We start from the raw sequence: 23,195 nt of genomic DNA, 5'->3' as shown, positions 1-23,195 counted from the left end.
GCGCCCTTGGCGCCGGGGGCTTTTTTATTTCCAGCGGACGTGGTACAAATAATCGTCAAACATGTACATGTACAGGTAAAGAAAATGACTACGATTAGCTACACGGCGGCCAGAAACAACCTTGCCGAGGTGCTTTTGGAAGCGCAAAAACAGCCGGTGGAAGTGACGCGCCGCGGACACGATGAGGTTTACATCATCAGTAAGGCCGACTATGAGGTTTTGGTCAAAGCCAAGGTGAAAGCGCGCATTCAGGCTAAACACGCGGATACGATTAAGGCGCTGGCCAATAGATGATCTTTTTGACCGCAGAGGATATTGCGGAATTCAATGCTGAAATTGTGCCTCACGGCCGCCAGGATGGCAGTAAAGTTGAGGCCGTAGCCAACCGCGTGCTCAATGCTTACCACTATGAGAACGTCACCGACGTTTACCGTTTGGCCGCACTTTATCTCATTGCTATCAGTCATGGTCATATTTTTCTTGATGGCAATAAGCGCACGGCCTTCCAAAGCATGGCGTTATTTCTCGGTATCAATGGCATTGCACTGCGTGAAGATGCGCAGCTGGTTGAACTCACGGTCGAGGCTGCTCAAGGCCGCCTCAACGTCGAACAAGCCGCGGAGCAACTGCGCCGGTTAACCGAATAACCCCCTTTCTCATTTCTTGCAGCGCGCGGCGATGGCGCGGATATCCTGCGGGGTAGTGCGGCAACAGCCGCCGATCAATTGTGCGCCGAGCGCGCGCCACTCTACCGCCTGATCGACCAGACTGCCGTGCTCGCTGCCGCAGGCGTGCCAGGTTTTGCTGACTGCATCGTAATGCTCCCCGGAGTTCGGGTAGACCAGCAGCGGTTTGTCGGCCAGCGCGCTCAGCTGACGCAACGCCGGGGCGACCTTGTCCAGCGCGATGCAGTTGATACCGATGGCCAGCACCTGCGGGTTGCCGCGCAGCGCGGACATGACCTCCGTCAGCGGCGTGCCGTCGCTGAGGTGTTGGCTGTCGCGCAGGGTGAAGGCGAACCAGGCGCCGAGCGTCGGGAACTCCTGCAGCAGCGTCAGCAGCGCCTGCAGTTCAGCGAAAGACGGTAGCGTTTCGCAGGCCAGCAGATCGACGCCGGCGGCGGCCAGCGCGGTGAGGCGCGGGCGGTGGAAGGCGATCATGTCATCCTGCGCCAGCCGATAGTCGCCACGGTATTCCGATCCGTCGGCCAGATAGGCACCGTATGGGCCTACCGAACCGGCGATCAGCAGCGGCGCGGCCTGCGGGTGTTCGGCCAGATAATCGCGGCGCGCGCGTTGCGCCAGCTGCACGCTTTTGGCGATCAGCGCCAGCGACCGATCCTGATCCAGGCCGCGGCGCAAGAAGCCCTGCGGCGTGGCCTGATAGCTGGCGGTGATGGCGCACTGGGCGCCGGCGTTGAAATAATCGAGATGCACCTGATAGATAAGCTCGGGATTTTCAATCAGCACCTTGGCCGACCACAGCGGATCGGTCAGATCGCAGCCGCGCGCTTCCAGTTCGGTGGCCAGCGCGCCGTCCAGGATCAGCGTGGGCTGTTCGGCCAGCAGGTGGGCGACGGGGTTGTTAACCGACATGTTGTTCTCCCAAAGCGGTTTTTTGCCCGGCGCGCCGGGTCAGGAAATAGGTGAGGTAGCACAGGGCGACGAACGGCAGCCCGCAGTAGAGCGCAATGCGCTGCTCCGGATCGAACGCCAGTCCGATGCAGGCCAGCAGGCACAGCGCAAAGCCGAGGATCGGCGTCAATGGGTAGCCGGGCGCGCGGTATTTCAGGCCGCTTATCGGCTGGCCGCTGCGCAGGTAGGCGCGGCGGAAAGCATAGTGGGCGGCGCAGATGCTCAGCCACACCGCCACCACCGCAAAGCCGGAGATTGCCGACAGGGCGACAAACACCGTATCCGGCGCGATCACGCTGGTCAGCAGCGCCAGGACGCCGCCGAGCATGCTGAAGGTCAGGGCATTGATCGGAATGCCACGTGCATTGACGCGGGCGAAGTAGGCCGGCAGGGTGCGCTGGTGGGCCAGTGACCACAGCATGCGCCCGGAGGCGTACAGGCCGGAGTTGGCCGCCGACAGGATGGCGGTCAGGATCACGAAGTTGAAGATATCGGCGGCGTAAGGCACGCCGATGCGTTCAAACACCAGCACGAACGGGCTTTTGACGATCCCCGCCTGATCCATTGGGATCAGCGCCGCCAGCACGAACACGGTGCCGATAAAGAACAGCATCAGGCGGATCACCGTGGTGCGGATCGCCAGCGGCACGACTTTTTCCGGGTTCTCGGTTTCACCGGCGGCGATGCCGATCAGTTCCGTGCCGGAGAAGGCGAAGTTCACTGCCACCATGGTCATCAGGATCGGCAGCGTGCCGTGCGGCAGCCAGCCGGAAGCGGTCAGATTGTGCAGGAACGGCGCCGGGGTGCCGTCTTTCATCGGCAGCAGACCGAACATGGCGGCGCCACCCAGAATGATAAACGCCAGAATGGTCACCACTTTGATCAGCGAAAACCAGAATTCGCTTTCGGCGAAAAAGCGGGTGCTCACCACGTTAAGCAGAAAAATGGCCGCGCAGAAGATCAGGCACCACAGCCACACCGGCGACTGCGGGAACCAGTACTGCATGCAGAATCCGGCGGCGGTCAGACTGGAGCCGAGCGCCACTGTCCAGGTGAGCCAGTACAGCCAGGCGACGGCATAGCCGGTGGCCGGCCCCAGATAGCGCGAGGCATAGACGTGAAAAGCGCCGGTTTCCGGCATCGCCACCGACAGCTCACCCAGGCACAGCATCACCAGGTACACCACCAGCGCGCCGATCAGGTAGGCCAGCAGGGTGCCGAGCGCCCCGGTGGTAGAGATGATATAACCGGTGTTGAAAAACAGCCCGGTACCGATCACACCGCCCAGCGACAACATCACCAGGTGCCGGGCCTTCATGCTGCGTTTGAACTGCCCTGCGGCGGGCGCCGATGCGTGCATAATAATCTATCCGTATAGACGTCTAAATATCTGAATGGCTATTGGTTATACCCGCAATGCCTTTCCAACGCAATGCGCCACCGGCGATCGCCGCGTAAAAAAATCGTTAAGTCGGATCTATATGCAAATGATAATTATTATCTATAATGTCGCCATTTTCGATAATGGGGCAACATGATGAGATATCTGATTTTATTGGCGGCGTTGGCGCTCGGCGCCTGCAGCCAAAACTCGGTGCAAACGCCGGCCAACAGCATCGACAACCTGGGTAATATCACCGATCTGCACAGCGGCGCGACCCTGACGCCTGAGCAGCTGTTGACGCGATTGGCGCAGCAGCCGCGGGTGATCGTCGGGGAAAAGCATGACAATCCTTACCACCATCAGATTGAGCAATGGCTGGTGCAGCAGCTGCCGCAGCGGCGGCCGCAGGGCAGCGTGCTGATGGAGATGATCAACCCGAACCAGCAGGCGCAGGTGGACAAAGTTAAGCAGTGGCTGCAGAGCGATCCCACAGTGCGTGACGGCCGCGTGGCGGAACTGATCGCCTGGCAGCCGGGCTGGAAGTGGGAACTGTATGGCGGGGTGACGATGGCGGCGATGCGTGCGCCATACCCGCTGTGGTCAGCCAACCTGGATCGCAGCGAGATTACGGCGTTCTATCAGCAGCCGCAGTTCCCGGCGGGGCAGTTATCGGCGCAGCCGGCGGTGCGCAAGGCGTTGGAAGAAACCATCCGCACTTCGCACGGCGGCAAGATTGAGGCCGACCAACTGCACGCGATGCTGGCGATCCAGCAGCAGCGCGATCGGCGTATGGCGGAACGTTTGCTGGCGGCGCCCACGCCCGCGCTGTTGATCGCCGGTGGCTATCACGCCGCCAAATCGGTGGGCGTGCCGCTGCACGTGCGGGATCTGCAACCGGCGGCGGCCTCGGCGGTGCTGATGTTGGCGGAGCCGGGCGTACAGGTTGATGCGAACACAGCGGACTACCTGTGGATCACACCATCAGTGAAATGAATACGTTAAGGCAGTGAAAAGGGGTGTTAATTATATTTGCAAATGATTATCATTAGTAAATGTGATCTGCAATCATTCGCAATTAAGCAAGCTAATGCCCCTATGTTAAGTCAGTCTTATTCCCTTCCGGCCTTTGAGCTGCCGCAGCCTCGCTGGGCGCGCGGCCTGCTGCTCGCCCTGGCGGCGCACGCGGCGTTGGTATTGCTGTTTTATTGGCCGCAGACGGCGCTGGAACCGGTGGTGCTGCCGCCGCCGGCGGTGATGATGAGCTGGGCGGCGCAGATTGAAGCGCCGGAAAGCAAGCCGCTGCCGTTGGGCGTGCAGCAAGCGGAGTCCGCCGCGGCGCAGCCCGCTGAGCAGCAGCAACAGCCGGATCTGCCCAAGCTGGCGCGCGCCGATAAAGCGAAAATCGTGACGGCGCAGAAGAAGCGCGCCGAACACCGCCCCCCGCAAAAAGCGCAGCCGAAACCGCAGGAACAGGCCAAAGAGACGCGCAGTGCCGCCGCGTCCAGCGCCGCCGCGCCGCAGGCGCAGACGCTCTCCCACCAAACCGCCGCGCCGATCAACAGCGATGCCAACAGCAACGCGCAGGCCAAGCTGTCGTGGGAGAGTCTGGTGAAGGGCAAGCTGAACCGCATCAAGGAATATCCCCTGGATGCCCGCAGCCGCCGGCGTAGCGGCATGCCGCAGGTCAGTTTCAGCGTCGATGCGCAGGGGCGCGTGTCGAATGTGAGCCTGCAGGTGCGCTCCGGCACCGCGTCGCTGGATCGGGAAGCGGTGGCGGTAGTGTCGCGCGCGCAGCCGTTGCCGCCGCCGCCGCCGGAGATGCTGCAGCAGGGGGCCGTCAGGGTGACGATGCCGATCGATTTCAATCTGGCGGAGCTGAACGCCCGCCGTTAATGCTGGCAGACGCCGCCTCGCTGCCGTCCGCCTTTTCAAACTTCGTGAGGGATTATGAACCCGCTGTTATTCACCCCGCGCCGCCGCATTGCGGCCGCGTTCTGGCTTTCTTTAGGCGTCGCCGGCGCCGCGCTGGCGCAACCGCAGCCGCCGTTGGCGGAACGCGCGCCGAAAGTGCTAACTGCCCACGGCGAGACGCGCATCGACGATTATTACTGGCTGCGCGACGACAGCCGAAAAGAGCAGAAGGTGCTGGACTACCTGAAGGCGGAGAACCGCTACACCGAGCAAATGATGGTGCCGTACCAGAAGCTGCGCGCCACGCTGTATCAGGAGATGCTGGGCCGCATGAATCCTGACGATCGTTCGGTGCCCTATCAGCTCAACGGCTATCGCTATCAGGAAAGCTACGCCGCCGGTAAAGAGTTCGCGCTGTATCAGCGCCAGGCGCTCACCGCCGACGCGCCGTGGCAAACCTTGCTGGACGCCAATCAGCGCGCGGCCGGCCAGGCCTATTATCGACTGGGGGCAATGGACGTCAGCCGGGACAACCGCCGTCTGGCGGTGGCCGAAGATCTGCAGGGCCGCCGCCAATACCGCATCTCCCTGCGGGAGATAGGCAGTGACAGCTGGTCGCCGGAAACGCTGGAAAATACCTCCGGCAACATGCTGTGGGCCAACGACAATCAAACCCTGTTCTACGTGCGCAACCACCCGCAAACGCTGTTGCCGTATCAGGTTTACTGCCATCAGTACGGGACGCCGACGGCGCAAGATAAGCTGGTGTACCAGGAAAACGATCCGGCGTTTTACCTCAGCCTCGGCCGCTCATCCTCACGCGATTACCTGATACTCACCATCAGCGGCAATACCACTTCCGAAGTGCGCCTGATCGACGCCAGCCAGCCGCAGCGCGAGCCGCAGTTGTTCGCCGCCCGACAAAACGGCCGCGAGTATTACCTCGATCACTACCGCGGCGAGTTCTATCTGCGTTCCAACCATCAGGACCCGAATTTTGGCCTGTACCGTACGGCGGCGGCGGGTAAACCCTGGCAGACGCTGATTGCGCCGCAGGCGCAGCACGAGGTGGAAAGCTTCAGCCTGTTCCGTGACTGGCTGGTGGTGCAGGAACGCGCCAACGGGCTGGTACAGCTGCGGCAAATCAGCTGGGACGGTAAAACCGAGCGCGCCATCCCGTTCGACGACGCCAGCTACATGGCCTGGCTGGGCTATAACCCGGAGCCGGACAGCGATCGATTGCGCTACGGCTATTCGGCGATGACCACGCCGACCCGCACCTATGAGTGGGATCTGAATAAGGGCGAGCGCACCCTGCTCAAACAGCAGGACGTGAAAGGCGTCGATCCCAGCCTGTATCACAGCGAGCGCATTTGGATCGCAGCGCGGGACGGCGTGAAGGTACCGGTCTCGCTGGTGTATCGCAAATCGCTGTTCAAAAACGGCCATAACCCGCTGCTGGTCTACGGCTATGGCGCTTACGGCATGAGCATGGATCCGGCGTTCAGCGCCAACCGCATCAGCCTGCTGGATCGCGGCTTCGTCTATGCGCTGATCCACGTGCGCGGCGGCGGCGAGCTGGGACAGAGCTGGTACAAACAGGGCAAGCTGACGCACAAACCGAACAGCTTCAACGACTTCATCGACGCCACCCAGGCGTTGATCAAAGACGGCTACGGCCAGCCGGGGCGCATCTACGCCATGGGCGGCAGCGCCGGCGGCTTGCTGATGGGGGCGGTGATCAATCAGGCGCCGCAGCTGTACAACGCGGTGGTGGCGCAGGTGCCGTTCGTCGACGTGGTGACCACCATGCTGGACGACAGCATTCCACTGACCACCGGCGAATACGAGGAGTGGGGCAACCCGAACCAGCCGGCCGCCTATGCGCTGATGAAGTCCTACAGCCCGTACGACAACGTGCGCAAGCAGCGTTATCCGAACCTGCTGGTCACCAGCGGTTTGTACGACTCGCAGGTGCAGTATTGGGAGCCGGCCAAATGGGTGGCGAAGCTGCGGCGTTTCAAACAGGGCGATTCACTGCTGCTGCTCTCCACCGACATGACCGCCGGCCACGGCGGCAAATCGGGCCGCCTGGCGCGGCTGGAAACCGGCGCGCTGGAGTACGCCTTTATTCTGGCGGCGGACCGGCAGGCGCAGAAATAACCTTCAGCGCCGCGGCACGCTGCGGCGCAATAAAACAATAACAACCTTATTTACCGCGTTTTCGGCGGGCTTTTTGCTGGGCATTGTCGGCCATCAAACCTTATTGGCTATTTCTGGGGATATATGAAAATCAAAATGATAGCGAGCCTGATCGGCGCGGGACTGGCGCTGCACGGGCCGGCTGCGGCCGCGCAGGAACAGGCGGAAAATAATAAAGGCAGCGTGGCGTTCAGCCCGCTTAACGTCTCGGCTGCCGAGAGCGGCAAAAGCAGCGAAAAAGACGCGTTGGCCAGGCCAGGCGCGTTCAGCTCGCGCGATGAAAACAAAAATCTGGAGTCGGTGGACAGCATTCTGCGCAGCATGCCGGGCACCTATACCCAGATCGATCCCGGCCAGGGATCGGTCAGCGTCAATATACGCGGCCTGAGCGGTTTCGGCCGGGTCAACACCATGGTCGATGGCATCACGCAAAACTACTACGGCAACTCGCCGAGCGACGCAGCGCACGGGGGATTGCCCACCAGCCAGTTCGGGGCGCTGATCGATCCTAACTTTATCGTCGGCGTCGACGTGGCGCGCGGCAACGCCACCGGTTCCGACGGCGTCAACGCCCTGGCGGGCAGCGCCAACTTCCGCACTATCGGCGTGGACGACGTAGTATTTGGCGACAACCCGTTCGGCGTGCGTACCAAATTCTCGGTGGGCAATAACGGCATCGGCCGCAGCGGCATGATCGCCGTCGGCGCCAAAACCGCCGCCTTTGCCGACGGCGGCAGCCTGGGGGCGATGGCGGCGATCAGCGGCAGCTCCATCACCTCCAACTACAAAAACGGCGCCGGTTTCGACAGCGAGATGTTCAACGTCGATAAAACCTACCGCCAGAACCCGAAATCCCAACTGTTCAAAGTGGACATCAAGCCGGATGCCTTCAACAGCATCGAACTGTCGGCGCGCAGCTACCAGAATAAAATCACCCGCCGCCACATCGACAGCGACGATTTCTACCTCAAATATCACTACGCGCCGTTCTCGGAATTGATCGATTTCAACCTGACCGCCAGCACCAGCCGCGGCAAGCAGCAGTTCATGTCCGACAACATGGCGGGGTTCAGCGACAGCACGGCGAAAAACATCTCCGATGCGCTGGATATCAACAACACCAGCCGTTTCAGCCTGCAGGACGTCGATTTCGCCTTCAGCTACGGCGGCAAGCTGGTGCGCAACGAGTATAAGAAAAAGGCCTCCGGCTTGGTGACGGATGACAATCAGGCGGAAAGCATGCCGGTGGGCATTGCCGGCAAACAAGATATCTCCAGCCTGTACAGCGGGTTGCAAGCTAACTACGGCATCTGGCAGGGGAATTTCGATCTGAACTACACCGCCTATCGTCTCTCCGGTTATAAGCCGGCCTGTGACGAGCGCGTAGAATGCTTCCCGCAGGGCGCCAGCAATATCACCCGCAACGAACACGGCTTCAACCCGTCGGTGATGCTGTCGGCGCAGGTGACGCCGTGGCTGCAGCCGTTCGTCAGCTACAGCAAGTCGATGCGCGGGCCGAATATCCAGGAGGTGTTCTTCGCCAACAGCGAAGGGCAATCGATGAACCCGTTCCTCAAGGGCGAAAAAGCGGAGACCTGGCAGGGCGGGTTCAATGCCAATGCCCACGATCTGTTGTTCAAGCAGGACAGCTTCCAACTGAAAGCGGTCTATTTCGAAACCAGGATCAAAAACTACATTTCCAGCCAATCCTACCTGGTGTGTAAAAATCGCCAGAAGTGCAATCGCTCGCAGGCGACGCAGGAAGAGTGGGATAACGCGGACGCCAACGTCAAAATGACCATGTACAGCAACGCTCCCGAGCCGGTCAAAATGCGCGGGGTGGAGCTCGAAGCGCTGTACGACGCCGGTTTCGCCTTCACCAAACTGTCGTTAAGCAAGGAGCATACTTCCCAGCCGACCAACCAGGCCAGCAACGAATTCGGCGCGGGCGACATCAGCGAACTGCCGGAATTCTACTTCACGCTGGACAGCGGGGTGCGCCTGCTGGACGAGACGTTGACGCTGGGCGGGGTGGTGAAATACACCGGCAAAGCGGTGCGCCTGTCGCCTGATTCCACTCCCGATGAAAACGAACAGTTGATGAAGGAGCCGGCGCCGCATATTCCGACCATTATCGATCTGTACGGCACCTATCAGGTGAATCGCAATCTGTTGCTGAAGCTCAGCGTGCAAAACCTGATGGACAAAGACTATTCGGACGCGCTGAACAAGATGAACTCGCTACCGTCGCAGTCACAAGATTTCACGCCGACCAACACCGCCCGTGGGCGGACTTATATCTTCGGCGGGGAGGTACGCTTCTAAACCGCAGCAGAGCAGGGCGCAGTCACTGCGCCCGTTTTGCCTGCAGCAGCCATTTGTCCAGCTCGTTGGCGAACTGCTGGCGGTCGCGCTGGTTCAGGGCGTTCGGGCCGCCGGTCTGAATGCCGCTGGCGCGCAGGGTATCCATAAAATCGCGCATGTTGAGGCGCTCGCGGATGGTGTCCGGCGTATAGCGCTCGCCGCGCGGGTTCAGCGCCACCGCGCCTTTCTCTATCACCTCCGCCGCCAGCGGAATGTCGGCGGTGATCACCAGATCGCCCGCTTCGCAGCGGCGCACGATCTCGTTGTCGGCCACGTCGAAACCGGCCGCCACCTGCAGTGAACGGATGTACTTCGACGGCGGCGTGCGCAATGGCTGGTTCGCCACCAGCGTCACGGTGATGGCGGTGCGATCGGCGGCGCGGAACAGCACCTCTTTGATCACGTTCGGACAAGCGTCCGCATCGACCCAAATCTGCATCATTTCGGCTCCTGCAGCCAGTCGCGCACCGGCAGGAAATCGCGCGCCAGCGCCGCTTCCGGGCTGTCGCCTTCCGGCTGGTAGTTATATTCCCAACGCACCAGCGGCGGCATCGACATCAGAATGGACTCGGTGCGCCCGCCGGTTTGCAGCCCGAACAGCGTGCCGCGATCCCACACCAGGTTGAACTCCACGTAGCGGCCGCGGCGATAGAGCTGGAACTGGCGCTCGCGCTCGCCCCAGGTCAAGGCCTTGCGTTTTTCGACGATCGGCAGATAGGCGTCGAGGAAGCCCTGGCCCACCGCACGGGTGAAGGCGAAACAGTGGTCGAAGTCCGGGGTGTTCAGATCGTCGTAGAACAGGCCGCCGATGCCGCGCGCTTCGTTGCGGTGCTTGATGAAGAAGTAATCGTCGCACCACCGCTTGTATTTGGGGTAAACCTCGTCGCCGAACGGCGCGCACAGCTCGGCCGCGGTACGGTGCCAGTGCACGGCATCCTCTGCGAAACCGTAGAACGGCGTTAGGTCAAAGCCGCCGCCGAACCACCACACCGGCGCTTCGCCCGGCTTTTCGGCGATGAAGAAGCGCACGTTGGCGTGGCTGGTGGGCACGTAGGGGCTGAGCGGGTGGATCACCAATGAGACGCCCATCGCCTGGAAACTGCGCCCGGCCAGTTCCGGACGGTGCGCGGTGGCCGAGGCCGGCAGGGTGGCGCCGGAGACGTGCGAGAAGTTGACCCCCGCCTGTTCGAACACCGCGCCGTTGGTCAGCACGCGGCTGCGGCCACCGCCGCCTTCTTCACGCGTCCATTGGTCTTCGGTGAACGTGGCGCCGCCGTCGGCCTGGGCGAGCTGCGCGCAGATATGATCCTGCAGCGCCAGCAGGAAGGATTTTACTTCAGCGATGTTAGGTAAACTCATGCGGGGTCTTTATAGCGTCTGGCTGAACAAGGCGCTGAGTATACTCTTATTCGCCGCCCGCGGCATCAGCGGGGTTTGCGCTGGTGGGCATCGAAGTAATCGAAGAAATTGATGATGCCGTCCGAGATGGCGCGGGCTATTTTCTCGCGAAACGCGGTGGTGCCCAGCAGCCGCTCTTCGTTCGGGTTGGTGATGAACGAGGTTTCTACCAGTACTGAGGGAATGGACGGCGATTTCAGCACCGCGAACGCCGCCTGTTCGGTGCTGTCGCTGTGCAGGTGGTGCACCGGGCGGATCTGGCCGAGCACGTGGCGGCCGAGCGTCAGGCTGTTGTTGATGGTATCGGTTTGCACCAGATCGAACAGCACCTGCTGCAGGTAGTTGTCCTGATCCTTGTACTTGCCGCCCGCCACGTCGTCGGCGGCGTTTTCACGGTTGGACAGGTAGCGCGCCATGGCGCTGCTGGCGCCGCGGTTGGACAGGGCGAACACCGAAGCGCCGGAGGCCGATGGGCTGGTGAAGCCGTCGGCGTGAATCGAAATGAACAGATCGGCCTGGTGCTGGTGGGCGATCTCCACCCGCTGGAACAGCGGAATGAACTCGTCTTCTTCGCGCGTCAGGCGCGCTTCGACGTGGTCGTGCTCATGCAGAAAACGGCGCACGTGGTTGGCGATTTCCAGCACGATGTGTTTTTCCTGCGAGCCTTCGTGGCCGACCGCGCCGGAATCGATGCCGCCGTGGCCGGGATCGATCATCACCAGCTTTTTGCCGCCGATCGGTTTTGCCGCCGGTTTGCTGTGCTGATTGCGCAGCAGGCCTTCCGCCTTGGCGCTTTGGCTTTTTACGCCGAGCAGCGCCACCGCCAGGCCGGAAAGCAAAAGTTGGCGTCGCGTCGGGGAAACGGCAAGCGGTTTAAAATTGAGGAATGGTTTACCCTGCTTTTTCATTACGCAACGCTCCATCGACGTTTCTATTTTGCGACGTTATATCGTATTGATAATCATTAATCGACCCGATAACTATTTCCATTTATTACGCCTGTTACCGGCGATTTCCGGGCAAATAGCGCGGTAAATCGCAGTTTGATATTGCGTAAGTGAATAATCACGCGATAATCAGATAAACACCTTAATTAACAGCGGCCAACATCGATGGAAATTCGCGTATTTCGACAAGACGACTTTGAAGAAGTCATTACCCTGTGGGAGCGCTGCGATCTGCTGCGCCCTTGGAACGATCCGGAAATGGACATCGAGCGCAAGCTGAACCACGACCCGGAGCTGTTCCTGGTGGCGGAGGTTGGCGGTGAAGTGGTCGGTTCGGTGATGGGCGGCTATGACGGCCACCGCGGATCGGCTTATTACCTCGGGGTGCATCCCGACTATCGCGGGCGCGGCATCGCCAATGCGTTGATCAACCGTCTGGAGAAGAAGTTGATCGCCCGTGGCTGCCCGAAGATCCAGATTATGGTGCGCGAAGACAACGACACGGTGGTCGAGATGTACGAGAAGCTCGGCTACGAGATCCAGGGCATCACCAGCCTGGGCAAGCGGCTGATCGAAGATCAGGAATATTGAGCAGGCAGCGGGCGGCGGCGTTGCACCGCCCGCCGCAGCGCATTACGGCAGCTTTTTGACGGTTTTCACGTCCACTTCGAGGCTGTTCCAGTCTTTATCCACTTTACCTTCCAACTGCACCTTGTCTTTCGGCGTAACGGTCTGGCCGTTCCAGCGTTTGCGGTCGATATCGACCGTCAGGGTGCCGGTGGCGTCGCGGAAGGTATAGGTTTCGTCGCCGATGCGCTGTTCGATGTTGCCCTGCAGCATCACCCAGGTGTCGTCGCTCAGCGATTTCACCTTGTCCACGGTGGTCAGCGCCGCGCTGGGGCCGGAGAAACCGCCCTGCGGAGCAGGCTGTGTTTGCGCCTGCGGCGCGGCCGGATCGAGGAACCCGCCTTGTTGTGCCAGTACCGGTGCGCTGCACAGCGCGATCAGAGCGGCCAGAGTCAGTTTTTTCATGTTGCGCTTCCTTATCGTTATCGAAAATCACATCCCGCTGATATCGGGTGCTTGCTTGGTGATAAGGATTAAAACACGCCGATCTTAAGAGCTTCTTAAGCCGACGCATTGAAATTCCCATCGCCGGCGCCCATCTGTAGCCATAGTCTTTTTATTCTGTTGGCAAGGAACGACCGTTGAAGCCATTCTCACCCCGCTTTTCCCCGGACGATTACGATCAGCACGGCACGCTGCGGCTGCCGCTGGGGTTTTGGGCCGTGCTGATTCTGCAGGCGCGCACCTGGCTGCTGTTCGTGATGGCCGGCGCTTCGCGCGAGCAGGGCGAAAGCTTGCTGGCGCTGTTTTATCCGGATACCCAACGCTTTTGGTACGGCATGCTGCTCGGTCTGCCGGCGGCGCTGGCGTTTTTGCTGAGCGGCCGTCGCCACCAATGGCCGCGGCTGTGGCGCGGCTGGCGCTGGGTGTTGGCAGCCTCTCTGCTGGCGTCGCTCGGCGGCTCGCTGTTCAGCCTGTGGCGCCAGGACGGCGATGCGCCGGGGCTGGAGTTGGCGTTGGCGCTGTTCGACGCGCTGGCGCTGAGCTATCTGCTGCTGAATGCGCGCCTGAAAGCCTGTTTCGCGCCGGCGGAGCAGGCTGACTAATTGCCGAGAAGTGCGGCACTTTTCGCATTTTCCGCACTCCAAGCAGGCAACCGTTGGCGTAGTGCGGGCCGTTGTGAGAGGCTGGCACGCAGCAAAACGCCGAGTGCGGCAGGGGCGGGTTACCGCCCCGTGCCATTGATGTTTAAGGAGCTAGAGATGAATATTCGCCCCCTGCTGTTAGGGCTTCCGCTGTTACTGACCGGCTGTTCGAGCATGTCCAATTTCTCCTGGTCCAGCCTGTCGCCGTTCAACTGGTTCGGCAGCAGCCTGGAGGTCGGCGCCAAGGGCGTCGGCAAGCTCAACGCCGGCACGCCGATGTCGGAAAGCGCCATCAACGACGGGCTGGACGGCAACTACCGCCTGCGCGGCGGCATGGCGACCAACAACGGCCAGATCGTCTCTTACTATCAGGCGCTGTCCGGCGACGAAGTGAAGCTGGTGATCACCGGCGAACCGAAAGGGCGCCTGCAGCGGGTGGACGTGATGGATCCTAAAGTGGCGACGGAGTGGGGCAACAAGCTCGGCACGCCGTTCGGCGACATGTACAGCAAGGCGTTCGGTTCCTGTAAACCGGGCAGCGGCGAAGACGCCGGCAAGGTGGAGTGCGTGGCGGAGCAGAGCAAGTACGTCACCTACATCTTCAGCGGCAAGTGGGCCGGGGCGCAGGATATCATCCCGCCGGACGACACCCTGAAAAGCTGGACGGTCAGCAAGATCGTTTGGCACGCCAAACCGCAGCAGTAACGCTGTCAACGGGCGCCGGTGTGCGGCGCCTGCCTTTTCAAGCCATTACCCCTATTTTCTTTGCGCTGCTGCAAGGCAATCGCCCGTGCTTGCGGTATCATAGCGCGCGTTTGTAACAGGGAACCCGCGCGTCAACCGCCATACCTGTTGCCGGATTCTGGTATTGAGGATAACAACATGACACAGGTTCAGAGCGGCATTCTGCTGGAGCACTGCCGTTTCGCCATTTTTATGGAAGCCAGCGTACAGGGCGAATTCGCCGATTTGCGCCAGGGCTGCAAACAGTTTTGTCAGACGTTGAGCGAGCTGCAACAGCAGTTTCCCGATGCGCGCCTCGGCGCGGTTATCGCTTTCGGCTATGACGTCTGGCACGATCTCTCCAGCGGCCAGGGCGCGAAAGAACTGAAGCCGTTTACGCCGCTCGGCAAAGGACTGGCGCCGGCCACCCAGCGCGATATGCTGATCCACATTCAGTCGCTGCGCCACGACGTCAACTTTACGCTGGCGCAGGCCGCGTTGGCGGCGTTCGGTAACGTCATCAAGATCGAAGAAGAAACCCATGGCTTCCGCTGGGTGGAAGAGCGCGATCTGAGCGGCTTCATCGACGGCACCGAAAACCCGCAGGGCGACCAGCGCCCGGCAGTGGCGACGATCGCCGAGGGTGAAGAGGATGCGGGCGGCAGCTACGTGCTGGTGCAACGTTACGAGCACAACCTGCGCCAGTGGCAGCGTTTTACCACCGAACAGCAGGAGCAGATCATCGGCCGCACCAAGCACGACAGCGAAGAGCTGCCGGCGGACCAGCGCCCGGATACTTCGCACGTCAGCCGTGTCGATCTGAAAGAGGACGGCAAGGGCCTGAAGATTCTGCGCCAGAGCCTGCCTTACGGCACCGCCAGCGGCAAGCACGGCCTGTTCTTCATCGCCTATTGCGCGCGCCTGCACAATATCGAGCAGCAGCTGCTGAGCATGTTCGGCGATCTGGACGGCAAACGCGACGCGATGCTGCGTTTCAGCCGAGCGGTGACCGGCAGCTACTACTTTGCGCCATCGCTGACGCGCCTGCTGTCACTTTGACGCCGTTGCCGAAGCCGGCGCGCCCGGCTTCGGCCCGCATTCCCGACCCGAAAACGCCGCTCTTTTCCTGCCTTATAGCGTTTGATGCTTGTAAATCACTAAACGGTATATAAAAGCGTTACAGCTCCGCACCGAGTTATAAATACACTGGTCGTCAATAAGGCGAAAGCCTGAAGGACTGACTCAGTGATAAGGTGCAGAATGAAACAAAACCGGGTTAAAAATCTCGTGCTGAAAGGTTGGCTGGCGGCTGCGCTGTTGGCGAGCGGCGCAGCGTCGGCGGCGGAATTGCTGAACAGTTCTTATGACGTTTCCCGTGAATTGTTCGTCGCGCTGAACCCCGGCTTTGAACAGCAGTGGAATCAACAGCACCCGAACGACAAGCTGACCATCAAACAGTCGCACGCCGGTTCCTCCAAGCAGGCGCTGGCTATCCTGCAGGGCTTGCGCGCCGACGTGGTGACGTACAACCAGGTGACCGACGTGCAGATCCTGCACGATCGTGGGCAGCTGATCCCGGCGGACTGGCAGGCGCGCCTGCCCAACAACAGCTCGCCGTTCTATTCCACCATGGCATTTTTAGTGCGCAAGGACAACCCGAAGGGCATCCACACCTGGAACGATTTGGTGCGCGACGACGTGAAGCTGGTGTTCCCGAATCCGAAAACCTCCGGCAATGGCCGCTACACCTATCTGGCCGCCTGGGGCGCCGCCAGCCAGGCTGACGGCAACGATCCGGCCAAGACCCGCGCCTTTATGACTCGTTTCCTGAAAAACGTGCTGGTGTTCGATACCGGTGGCCGCGGCGCGACCACCACCTTCGTCGAACGCGGCTTGGGCGACGTGCTGATCAGCTTCGAGTCCGAAGTGAACAACATTCGTAAGCAATACGGTGAAGACAAGTACGAAGTGATCGTGCCGCCGGTCGATATTCTGGCAGAGTTTCCTGTGGCCTGGGTCGACAAAAACGTCGAGCGCAACGGCACCGAGCAGGCGGCCAAAGCCTATCTGAACTACCTCTACAGCCCGGCGGCGCAGCAGGTGATCACCAGCTTCTACTACCGCGTCTATGACCAGAAAGCGATGGCGGCGGCGAAAGGGCAATTCCCGGACACCAAACTGTTCCGGGTGGAAGACCAGTTCGGCGGTTGGCCGCAGGTAATGAAAACTCACTTCGCCACCGGCGGCGAGTTGGATCAGCTGTTAGCGGCAGGGCGCAAGTAAATGTTGGCGTTGTCGTCCAGTAAGCGGGTGCTGCCCGGATTTGGCCTCAGCCTCGGCAGCAGCCTGTTTTATACCTGTCTGATCCTGCTGCTGCCGCTCACCGCGCTGGTGATGCAGCTGGCGCAGATGAGCCTGGCGCAATATTGGGAAGTGATTTCCAACCCGCAGGTGGTGGCGGCGTACAAAGTGACGCTGCTGGCCGCCGGCGTCGCCAGCCTGTTCAACGCGGTGTTCGGCATGCTGATGGCCTGGATCCTGACGCGCTACCGTTTTCCCGGCCGTTCGCTGCTGGACGGCCTGATCGATCTGCCGTTCGCGCTGCCGACGGCGGTGGCCGGCCTGACGCTGGCCGGTCTGTTTTCCACCACTGGCTGGTACGGTCAGTGGCTGGCGCACTTTGACATTAAGGTCACCTTCACCTGGCTTGGGATCGCGGTGGCGATGGCGTTCACCAGCCTGCCGTTTGTGGTGCGCACCGTGCAGCCGGTTTTGGAAGAGCTGGGGCCGGAATACGAAGAGGCGGCCGAGACGCTGGGCGCCACGCGCTGGCAGAGTTTTCGCCGCGTGGTGTTGCCCGAGGTGGCGCCGGCACTGCTGGCCGGCACCGCCATTTCCTTTACCCGCAGCCTGGGCGAGTTCGGCGCGGTGATTTTCATCGCCGGCAACATCGCCTGGAAGACGGAAGTGACCTCGCTGATGATTTTTGTACGTTTGCAGGAGTTCGATTACCCGGCGGCCAGCGCTATCGCTTCGGTGATCCTGGCGGCGTCGCTGCTGCTGCTGTTCAGCATTAACGTATTGCAAAGCCGCTTCGGCAGACGTTTGGGAGGAGGGCACTGATGGCTGATGTTTCCGCCTTCAACGGCGCCGAGCGCCCGCGCGTCAACTGGGGCAAGTGGACGCTGATCGCCATCGGCGCGCTGTTTTCGGTGCTGCTGCTGGTGGTGCCGATGATGTCGATTTTCGCCGAGGCCTTCTCCAAAGGGTTCGGCGCGATGTGGAGCAACCTGCTCGATCCGGACATGCTGCACGCCATCTGGCTGACGGTCTTGATCGCGCTGATCACCGTGCCGTTCAACCTGGTGTTCGGCACCTTGCTGGCGTGGCTGGTGACGCGTTTCACCTTCCCCGGCCGCCAGCTGCTGCTGACGCTGATCGACATTCCGTTCGCCGTTTCACCGGTGGTGGCGGGGCTGATTTACCTGCTGTTTTACGGCAGCAACGGCCTGCTGGGCGGCTGGCTGGACGCGCATAACATCCAGATCATGTTCTCCTGGCCGGGCATGGTGCTGGTGACCATTTTCGTCACCTGTCCCTTCGTGGTGCGCGAGCTGGTGCCGATGATGCTCAGCCAGGGCAGCCAGGAAGACGAGGCCGCCATTCTTCTGGGGGCGTCCGGCTGGCAGATGTTCCGCCGCGTGACGCTGCCCAACATTCGCTGGGCGTTGCTATACGGTGTGGTGCTGACCAACGCGCGCGCCATCGGCGAGTTCGGCGCGGTGTCGGTGGTGTCCGGTTCGATTCGCGGCGAAACCTACAGTTTGCCGCTGCAGGTCGAGCTGTTGCAGCAGGATTACAACACCGTCGGCTCCTTTACCGCCGCCGCGCTGTTGACCCTGATGGCGATCGTTACCCTATTTTTGAAGAGTGCGCTGCAGTGGCGTCTGGAACGCCAGAACGCGCGTCTCGAGCGGGAGGAAAATCATGAGCATTGAGATTAACGGCATCAACAAGTACTTCGGTCGCACCAAGGTATTGAACGATATCTCGCTCGATATTGCTTCCGGCGAGATGGTGGCGCTGCTCGGGCCGTCCGGTTCCGGCAAGACCACGCTGCTGCGCATCATCGCCGGGCTGGAAAGCCAGAGCGGCGGCAAACTGGGCTTCCACGGCACCGATGTCAGCCACATGCACGCGCGCGACAGGCGTGTGGGCTTCGTGTTTCAGCACTATGCGCTGTTCCGCCACATGACGGTGTTCGACAATATCGCCTTTGGCCTGACCGTACTGCCGCGTCGCGAGCGTCCGAACGCCGCGGCGATCAAACAGAAAGTCACTCAGCTGCTGGAAATGGTACAGCTGGGCCACCTGGCCAGCCGCTATCCGTCGCAGCTGTCCGGCGGCCAGAAACAGCGCGTGGCGCTGGCGCGCGCCTTGGCGGTGGAACCGCAAATTCTGCTGCTGGACGAACCGTTCGGCGCGCTGGATGCGCAGGTGCGCAAAGAGCTGCGCCGCTGGCTGCGTCAGTTGCATGAAGAGCTGAAGTTCACCAGCGTGTTCGTCACCCACGATCAGGAAGAGGCGATGGAAGTGGCCGACCGCATCGTGGTGATGAGCCAGGGCAATATCGAACAGGTCGGTTCGCCGATCGAAATCATGCGCGAACCGGCCAGCCGCTTCGTGCTGGAATTCATGGGGGAAGTGAACCGCCTGAACGGCGAAATTCGCGGTTCCCAGCTGTTCGTCGGTGCGCACCAGTGGCCGCTGTCGTTCCAGCCGATGCATCAGGGCAGCGTCGATCTGTTCCTGCGCCCGTGGGAAATGGAAGTGGCGACTGAGAGCAGCGAGCGCTGCCCGCTGCCGGTACAGGTGCTGGAAGTCAGCCCGCGCGGCCACTTCTGGCAGCTGACGGTGCAACCGATCGGCTGGCACCAGGAACCGATCAGCGTGGTACTGTCGGAAGGCAACGCCACGCCGGTGCGCGGCGGCCGCTATTACGTCGGCAGCCTCAATGCGCGGCTGTATGCCGGCGATCAACTGCTGCAACCTGTTGCGTTAGCCAAAAGCGCCTGATAGGTTTTAGCTGCCCTTTTATTCAAGGCAACCCCAGGGTTGCCTTTTTACTTTACGTACATCAACAACACACAGGCAAAGATCGTGACAACGCTCGAACAATGCATCGGGAATACCCCGCTGGTAAAACTGCAACGGCTGGCCGCCCAGGCGGGCAGCGAAGTATGGGTCAAACTGGAAGGCAATAACCCGGCGGGATCGGTGAAGGATCGCGCTGCGTTGGCGATGATCCAGCAGGCGGAGCTGCGCGGTGAGATCAAGCCCGGCGACGTGCTGATCGAGGCCACCAGCGGCAACACCGGCATTGCGCTGGCGATGATCGCTGCATTGAAAGGCTATACGCTGAAGCTGCTGATGCCGGAGAACATGAGCCTGGAGCGGCAGGCGGCAATGCGTGCCTACGGCGCCGAGCTGATCCTGGTCAGCCGTGAACAGGGAATGGAAGGCGCGCGCGATCTGGCGCTGGAGATGCAGCGCCAGGGGCAGGGCAAGGTGCTGGATCAGTTCAATAACTTGGACAACCCCTATGCCCACTTCACCACTACCGGTCCGGAGATCTGGCGCCAGACCGAAGGGCGCATCACGCACTTCGTTTCCAGCATGGGCACCACCGGCACCATTACCGGGGTGGGCGGTTACCTGAAGAGCCAGAACCCGCAGGTGCAGATCATCGGCCTGCAGCCGGCGGAAGGCAGCAGCATCCCCGGTATTCGCCGTTGGGCACCCGCTTACCTGCCGGGCATTTTCCGCCCGGAGCTGGTGGATCAGGTGCTGGATATCGAACAGGGCGATGCCGAGCAGACCATGCGTCAGTTGGCGCAGCGTGAAGGTATCTTCTGCGGCGTCAGCTCCGGTGGCGCGGTAGTCGGCGCCCTGCGCGTCGCGGCGGCTCACCCCGGCAGCGTCGTGGTGGCGATCGTCTGCGATCGCGGCGATCGCTACCTCTCCACCGGCGTATTCGACTGAGTCCCCCTCCCGGCGGCGCGTCCCGCCGGGAAACGCCTTCTCACCTCCCTGTTACAGACTGCCTGTCCGGCCCGCCGAAGCGGCGGCTATCGCCTGCTCGCGCGCCAATCCCCTGACTGAAGTAGAGAAATCGCGCAACAGCGGCCACAATAACGGTGGCGAGACGCAAAGAGCGATGTGTAAGGATTGAGTAAAACCGGCTGCGGGCCGGCGGAATTGGCGGGAAAATAACGAAAATCGGTGAAGGAGCAAGGCATGAAAATTTTACTGGTCGACGATGACCTGGAGCTTGGCACCATGCTGAGCGAATACCTGACGGGCGAAGGCTTCGACGCCACGCTGGTGCTGACCGGCAAGGCGGGGGTAGAAGGCGCGCTGTCGGGCGACTATACCGCGATGATCCTCGACATCATGCTGCCGGACATGAGCGGCATCGACGTGCTGCGCGACGTGCGTAAAAAGAGCCGGCTGCCGATCATCATGCTGACAGCCAAAGGCGACAACATCGATCGGGTGATTGGCCTGGAGATGGGGGCCGATGATTACATGCCCAAGCCATGCTATCCGCGCGAATTGGTGGCGCGTCTGCGCGCGGTGCTGCGCCGTTTCGAAGAGCGGCCGCAAGAGGCGGACGAAGAGGCCGCCATCAGCTTCGGTGAGCTGACGCTGAACCCTTCTACACGCAGCAGTGAATGGCGGGGCAAGGCGTTTGATCTGACGGCTTCGGAATTCAATCTGCTGGAGCTGTTGCTGCGCGCGCCGGATCGCGTGGTGTCGAAGGACGAACTGTCTGAGAAGGGGCTGGGGCGCCCGCGCGAGGCCTATGATCGCAGCGTGGACGTGCATATCAGCAATATCCGCCAGAAGCTGAGCGCGCTGGCCGGCAGTAAGCTGAGCATCGAGACGGTGCGCAGCATCGGCTATCGCATACGGTAACCAGACATGCGCGGAAGACTGTTCTGGAAAATTTTGCTCGGCTTTTGGCTGACCTTCCTCATTATGACGCAGGCCTTGTGGGTGGCGTTTTCTCTTTATGGCGACCGCTATGTGCCGCCGGAGAATTCCATGGCACGGCGGGCGATCGGCTTGCTGCTGACCTCCGCCACCACCCAGTTGCGCAGCGGCGGCATGCCGGCGCTGGAAGCCCTGATGCGCGACTGGCCGGAGGACGATCGGCGTCTGCTGTCCGTTACGCCGATGACCCAACCGCCGCCTGAGCCGGAAGAACCGGTGTTTGAAGGGCGGCGGATGCCGAAAGAGATTTCCGCCTGGGTGCAAACTGGAGAAGGGCAGGGGTACTGGCTGAGTTATAACGTGCGCGGGCTGCGGGAAGAGTATCGGCCGGAGCGGCGTTCCCACTTCTTCAACATTCCAGCGCCGATGCTGTGGGTCGGCGGGCTGGGCGGTTTGCTGTTCAGCGCCGTGCTGGCCTGGAACCTGACCCGCCCGATGCGTCAGCTGCGCGGCGGCCTGGATCGGGTGGCGCAGGGCGATCTGTCGGTGCGGCTGTACCCGAATATGCGGCGGCGTCATGACGAACTGTCTGACGTGGCGCGCGATTTCGATACCATGGCCGAGCGGCTGGAGTTGCTGGTCAGCGCCCGCGAGCAGTTGCTGCACGATGTTTCGCACGAACTGCGTTCACCGTTGGCGCGCCTGCAGTTGGCCATCGGTCTGGCGCGGCAGAATGCCGGCAACGTCGAAACCTCGCTGAAGCGCATCGAACATGAGTCGGGGCGGTTGGACAAAATGATCGGCGAACTGCTGGCGCTGTCGCGTACCGAACACAGCAGCTTGCCGGACGAAGAGTATTTCGATCTGTATGGTCTGGTGGACGCGGTGGTGAGCGATGCGCGCTACGAGGCTCAGGTGCCCGGCGTGGATATCGTGCTGCAGGCCGAATCGGATGTGGAGTACACCGTCAAGGGCAATGCGGAGCTGATGCGGCGTGCGGTGGATAACGTCGTGCGTAATGCGTTGCGCTTTTCCAGCCACGGTCAGCGGGTGACGGTGGCGCTGTCGCGCGTCGACAATCAGTTTCAGATCGCCGTCAGCGATCAGGGGCCGGGCGTCGAGGAGTCGAAGCTGTCGAGCATCTTCGATCCTTTCGTGCGCGTGAAATCGGCGCTGTCGGGCAAGGGCTACGGCCTTGGGCTGGCGATTACCCGCAAGGTGGTGCTGGCGCACGGCGGCCAGGTTGAGGCGCGCAACGGCGACAAAGAGGGGCTGATCATCACTCTGCGCGTGCCGCGCTGGTCGTCATGACGCAGCGAGATGGGGATACCCCGAAGGGATAAAAAAAACGGCGCCGAGGGCGCCGTTTTTTATTGATCATCCGCGATTACTTCTTGATGCGGATGATCGGGGTTTCGCCAACGGTTACGCTGCCGGACAGTTTGATCAGCTCTTTGATCTCGTCCATGTTGGAGATAACGACCGGCGTCAGGGTCGACTTGGCTTTCTCTTCCAGCAGAGGCAGGTTGAACTCGATAACGACGTCGCCTTTCTTGACGCGCTGACCTTCTTCGGCGATGCGTTTGAAGCCTTCGCCTTTCAGTTCTACGGTATCGATGCCGAAGTGGACGAACAGCTCAATGCCGCTGTCGGATTCGATAGAGAATGCATGGTTGGTTTCGAAAATCTTGCCGATGGTGCCGTCAACCGGAGCAACCATTTTGTTGCCGGCCGGTTTGATAGCGATACCGTCGCCAACGATTTTTTCAGCGAACACTACGTCCGGCACATCTTCGATATTGACGATTTCGCCAGAAAGGGGAGCGACGATCTCGATAGTGCCCGTGTCTTTCTTGTCATCAGAAACCAGAGATTTCAGTTTATCGAACAAACCCATGATCTTCTCCTAAGCATTAAATTGGGC

24 protein-coding genes are annotated in these 23,195 nt (G+C 61.1%); 17 read left to right on the top strand and 7 right to left on the bottom strand.

All coding sequences use genetic code 11. The annotated features are described in order from the left end of the window. Positions 1-84 precede the first annotated feature (84 nt). Together AAIE04_RS21385 and AAIE04_RS21380 are read left to right on the top strand one after the other, a co-directional pair. Positions 85-294 (top strand): type II toxin-antitoxin system Phd/YefM family antitoxin, encoded by a 210-nt coding sequence (locus AAIE04_RS21385; RefSeq protein WP_004936539.1) that lies wholly within the window; start codon positions 85-87, stop codon positions 292-294. Further along, positions 291-647 (top strand): type II toxin-antitoxin system death-on-curing family toxin, encoded by a 357-nt coding sequence (locus tag AAIE04_RS21380; RefSeq protein ID WP_019453865.1) that lies wholly within the window; start codon positions 291-293, stop codon positions 645-647. The genes AAIE04_RS21385 and AAIE04_RS21380 overlap by 4 nt, the downstream gene beginning before the upstream one ends. A 9-nt stretch (positions 648-656) precedes the next feature. Here AAIE04_RS21380 and mmuM read toward each other — a convergent pair whose 3' ends face one another. Together mmuM and mmuP are read right to left on the bottom strand one after the other, a co-directional pair. After that, positions 657-1,595: a homocysteine S-methyltransferase gene (mmuM, locus tag AAIE04_RS21375; protein ID WP_063919836.1), complete on the bottom strand. Its 939-nt coding sequence runs from the start codon at positions 1,593-1,595 to the stop codon at positions 657-659. Further along, positions 1,585-2,994 (bottom strand): S-methylmethionine permease, encoded by a 1,410-nt coding sequence (mmuP, locus tag AAIE04_RS21370; RefSeq protein WP_498577655.1) that lies wholly within the window; start codon positions 2,992-2,994, stop codon positions 1,585-1,587. Before mmuP ends, mmuM begins: the two co-directional genes overlap by 11 nt. A 177-nt stretch (positions 2,995-3,171) precedes the next feature. Between mmuP and AAIE04_RS21365 the strand changes: the two genes are divergently transcribed. The 4 genes from AAIE04_RS21365 to AAIE04_RS21350 all read left to right on the top strand — a co-directional run bounded on the left by AAIE04_RS21365 (position 3,172) and on the right by AAIE04_RS21350 (position 9,456). Beyond that, positions 3,172-4,011 (top strand): ChaN family lipoprotein, encoded by an 840-nt coding sequence (locus AAIE04_RS21365; RefSeq protein WP_498577657.1) that lies wholly within the window; start codon positions 3,172-3,174, stop codon positions 4,009-4,011. A gap of 102 nt (positions 4,012-4,113) precedes the next feature. Then, positions 4,114-4,911, top strand: a complete 798-nt coding sequence (locus tag AAIE04_RS21360; RefSeq protein WP_198636244.1) for a TonB family protein — start codon at positions 4,114-4,116, stop codon at positions 4,909-4,911. Between the two features lie 54 nt (positions 4,912-4,965). After that, positions 4,966-7,092: a S9 family peptidase gene (locus AAIE04_RS21355; protein WP_498057681.1), complete on the top strand. Its 2,127-nt coding sequence runs from the start codon at positions 4,966-4,968 to the stop codon at positions 7,090-7,092. 123 nt (positions 7,093-7,215) lie between these two features. Then, on the top strand, positions 7,216-9,456 hold the full coding sequence (locus tag AAIE04_RS21350) for a TonB-dependent receptor domain-containing protein (RefSeq protein WP_498577654.1): 2,241 nt from the start codon (positions 7,216-7,218) through the stop codon (positions 9,454-9,456). 22 nt (positions 9,457-9,478) lie between these two features. Here the strand turns inward: AAIE04_RS21350 and AAIE04_RS21345 are convergent, their stop codons facing one another. From AAIE04_RS21345 to amiA, 3 genes are all read right to left on the bottom strand, one after another. Next, on the bottom strand, positions 9,479-9,934 hold the full coding sequence (locus AAIE04_RS21345; RefSeq protein ID WP_004936514.1) for a YaiI/YqxD family protein: 456 nt from the start codon (positions 9,932-9,934) through the stop codon (positions 9,479-9,481). After that, a complete protein-coding gene (hemF, locus tag AAIE04_RS21340; protein WP_019453859.1) occupies positions 9,934-10,854 on the bottom strand; it encodes an oxygen-dependent coproporphyrinogen oxidase in 921 nt (306 codons plus the stop codon). Before hemF ends, AAIE04_RS21345 begins: the two co-directional genes overlap by 1 nt. A 65-nt stretch (positions 10,855-10,919) precedes the next feature. After that, positions 10,920-11,801: an N-acetylmuramoyl-L-alanine amidase AmiA gene (gene amiA, locus AAIE04_RS21335; protein WP_019453858.1), complete on the bottom strand. Its 882-nt coding sequence runs from the start codon at positions 11,799-11,801 to the stop codon at positions 10,920-10,922. Between the two features lie 204 nt (positions 11,802-12,005). Here amiA and AAIE04_RS21330 point away from each other — a divergent pair, with 204 nt between their 5' ends. After that, positions 12,006-12,431, top strand: a complete 426-nt coding sequence (locus tag AAIE04_RS21330) for a GNAT family acetyltransferase (RefSeq protein WP_004936504.1) — start codon at positions 12,006-12,008, stop codon at positions 12,429-12,431. A 42-nt stretch (positions 12,432-12,473) separates the two neighbouring features. On the opposite strand, the gene AAIE04_RS21325 is transcribed toward AAIE04_RS21330, so the two are convergent. Next, positions 12,474-12,872, bottom strand: a complete 399-nt coding sequence (locus tag AAIE04_RS21325) for a YgiW/YdeI family stress tolerance OB fold protein (protein WP_019453857.1) — start codon at positions 12,870-12,872, stop codon at positions 12,474-12,476. A gap of 176 nt (positions 12,873-13,048) precedes the next feature. Between AAIE04_RS21325 and AAIE04_RS21320 the strand changes: the two genes are divergently transcribed. The 10 genes from AAIE04_RS21320 to AAIE04_RS21275 all read left to right on the top strand — a co-directional run bounded on the left by AAIE04_RS21320 (position 13,049) and on the right by AAIE04_RS21275 (position 22,582). Beyond that, a complete protein-coding gene (locus AAIE04_RS21320) occupies positions 13,049-13,513 on the top strand; it encodes a DUF2919 domain-containing protein (protein ID WP_019453856.1) in 465 nt (154 codons plus the stop codon). Positions 13,514-13,669: 156 nt separating this feature from the next. Beyond that, the gene (locus AAIE04_RS21315) at positions 13,670-14,257 is read left to right on the top strand and encodes an RpoE-regulated lipoprotein (RefSeq protein ID WP_019453855.1); all 588 of its coding nucleotides are present in this window, start codon (positions 13,670-13,672) and stop codon (positions 14,255-14,257) included. Positions 14,258-14,434: 177 nt separating this feature from the next. Beyond that, entirely contained in the window at positions 14,435-15,334 is a 900-nt protein-coding gene (locus tag AAIE04_RS21310; RefSeq protein ID WP_019453854.1) for a Dyp-type peroxidase, read from the top strand. Between the two features lie 201 nt (positions 15,335-15,535). Then, the gene (locus AAIE04_RS21305) at positions 15,536-16,558 is read left to right on the top strand and encodes a sulfate ABC transporter substrate-binding protein (RefSeq protein WP_019453853.1); all 1,023 of its coding nucleotides are present in this window, start codon (positions 15,536-15,538) and stop codon (positions 16,556-16,558) included. Further along, complete coding sequence (gene cysT / locus AAIE04_RS21300) at positions 16,559-17,398, top strand: sulfate/thiosulfate ABC transporter permease CysT (protein ID WP_019453852.1); 840 nt, start codon at positions 16,559-16,561, stop codon at positions 17,396-17,398. Further along, a complete protein-coding gene (gene cysW, locus AAIE04_RS21295; protein ID WP_019453851.1) occupies positions 17,398-18,273 on the top strand; it encodes a sulfate/thiosulfate ABC transporter permease CysW in 876 nt (291 codons plus the stop codon). Before cysT ends, cysW begins: the two co-directional genes overlap by 1 nt. Further along, entirely contained in the window at positions 18,263-19,351 is a 1,089-nt protein-coding gene (cysA, locus tag AAIE04_RS21290) for a sulfate/thiosulfate ABC transporter ATP-binding protein CysA (protein WP_019453850.1), read from the top strand. The genes cysW and cysA overlap by 11 nt, the downstream gene beginning before the upstream one ends. An 84-nt stretch (positions 19,352-19,435) precedes the next feature. Beyond that, positions 19,436-20,317 (top strand): cysteine synthase CysM, encoded by an 882-nt coding sequence (gene cysM / locus AAIE04_RS21285; protein ID WP_063919973.1) that lies wholly within the window; start codon positions 19,436-19,438, stop codon positions 20,315-20,317. Positions 20,318-20,572: 255 nt separating this feature from the next. Continuing rightward, positions 20,573-21,253 carry a response regulator transcription factor gene (locus AAIE04_RS21280; protein WP_016926783.1) on the top strand — a complete coding sequence of 227 codons (681 nt, stop codon included), beginning with the start codon at positions 20,573-20,575 and terminating at the stop codon, positions 21,251-21,253. Positions 21,254-21,259: 6 nt separating this feature from the next. Next, entirely contained in the window at positions 21,260-22,582 is a 1,323-nt protein-coding gene (locus AAIE04_RS21275) for an ATP-binding protein (RefSeq protein ID WP_025160147.1), read from the top strand. Positions 22,583-22,658: 76 nt separating this feature from the next. Here AAIE04_RS21275 and crr read toward each other — a convergent pair whose 3' ends face one another. Then, on the bottom strand, positions 22,659-23,168 hold the full coding sequence (gene crr, locus AAIE04_RS21270; RefSeq protein ID WP_004936467.1) for a PTS glucose transporter subunit IIA: 510 nt from the start codon (positions 23,166-23,168) through the stop codon (positions 22,659-22,661). Positions 23,169-23,195: the final 27 nt, after the last annotated feature.

It is taken from the genome of Serratia sp. Ae19-1 (genome assembly GCF_059801225.1).
The sequence above is the reverse complement of the archived record's forward strand: the minus strand, read 5'-3'. Positions and strand labels throughout refer to the sequence as shown.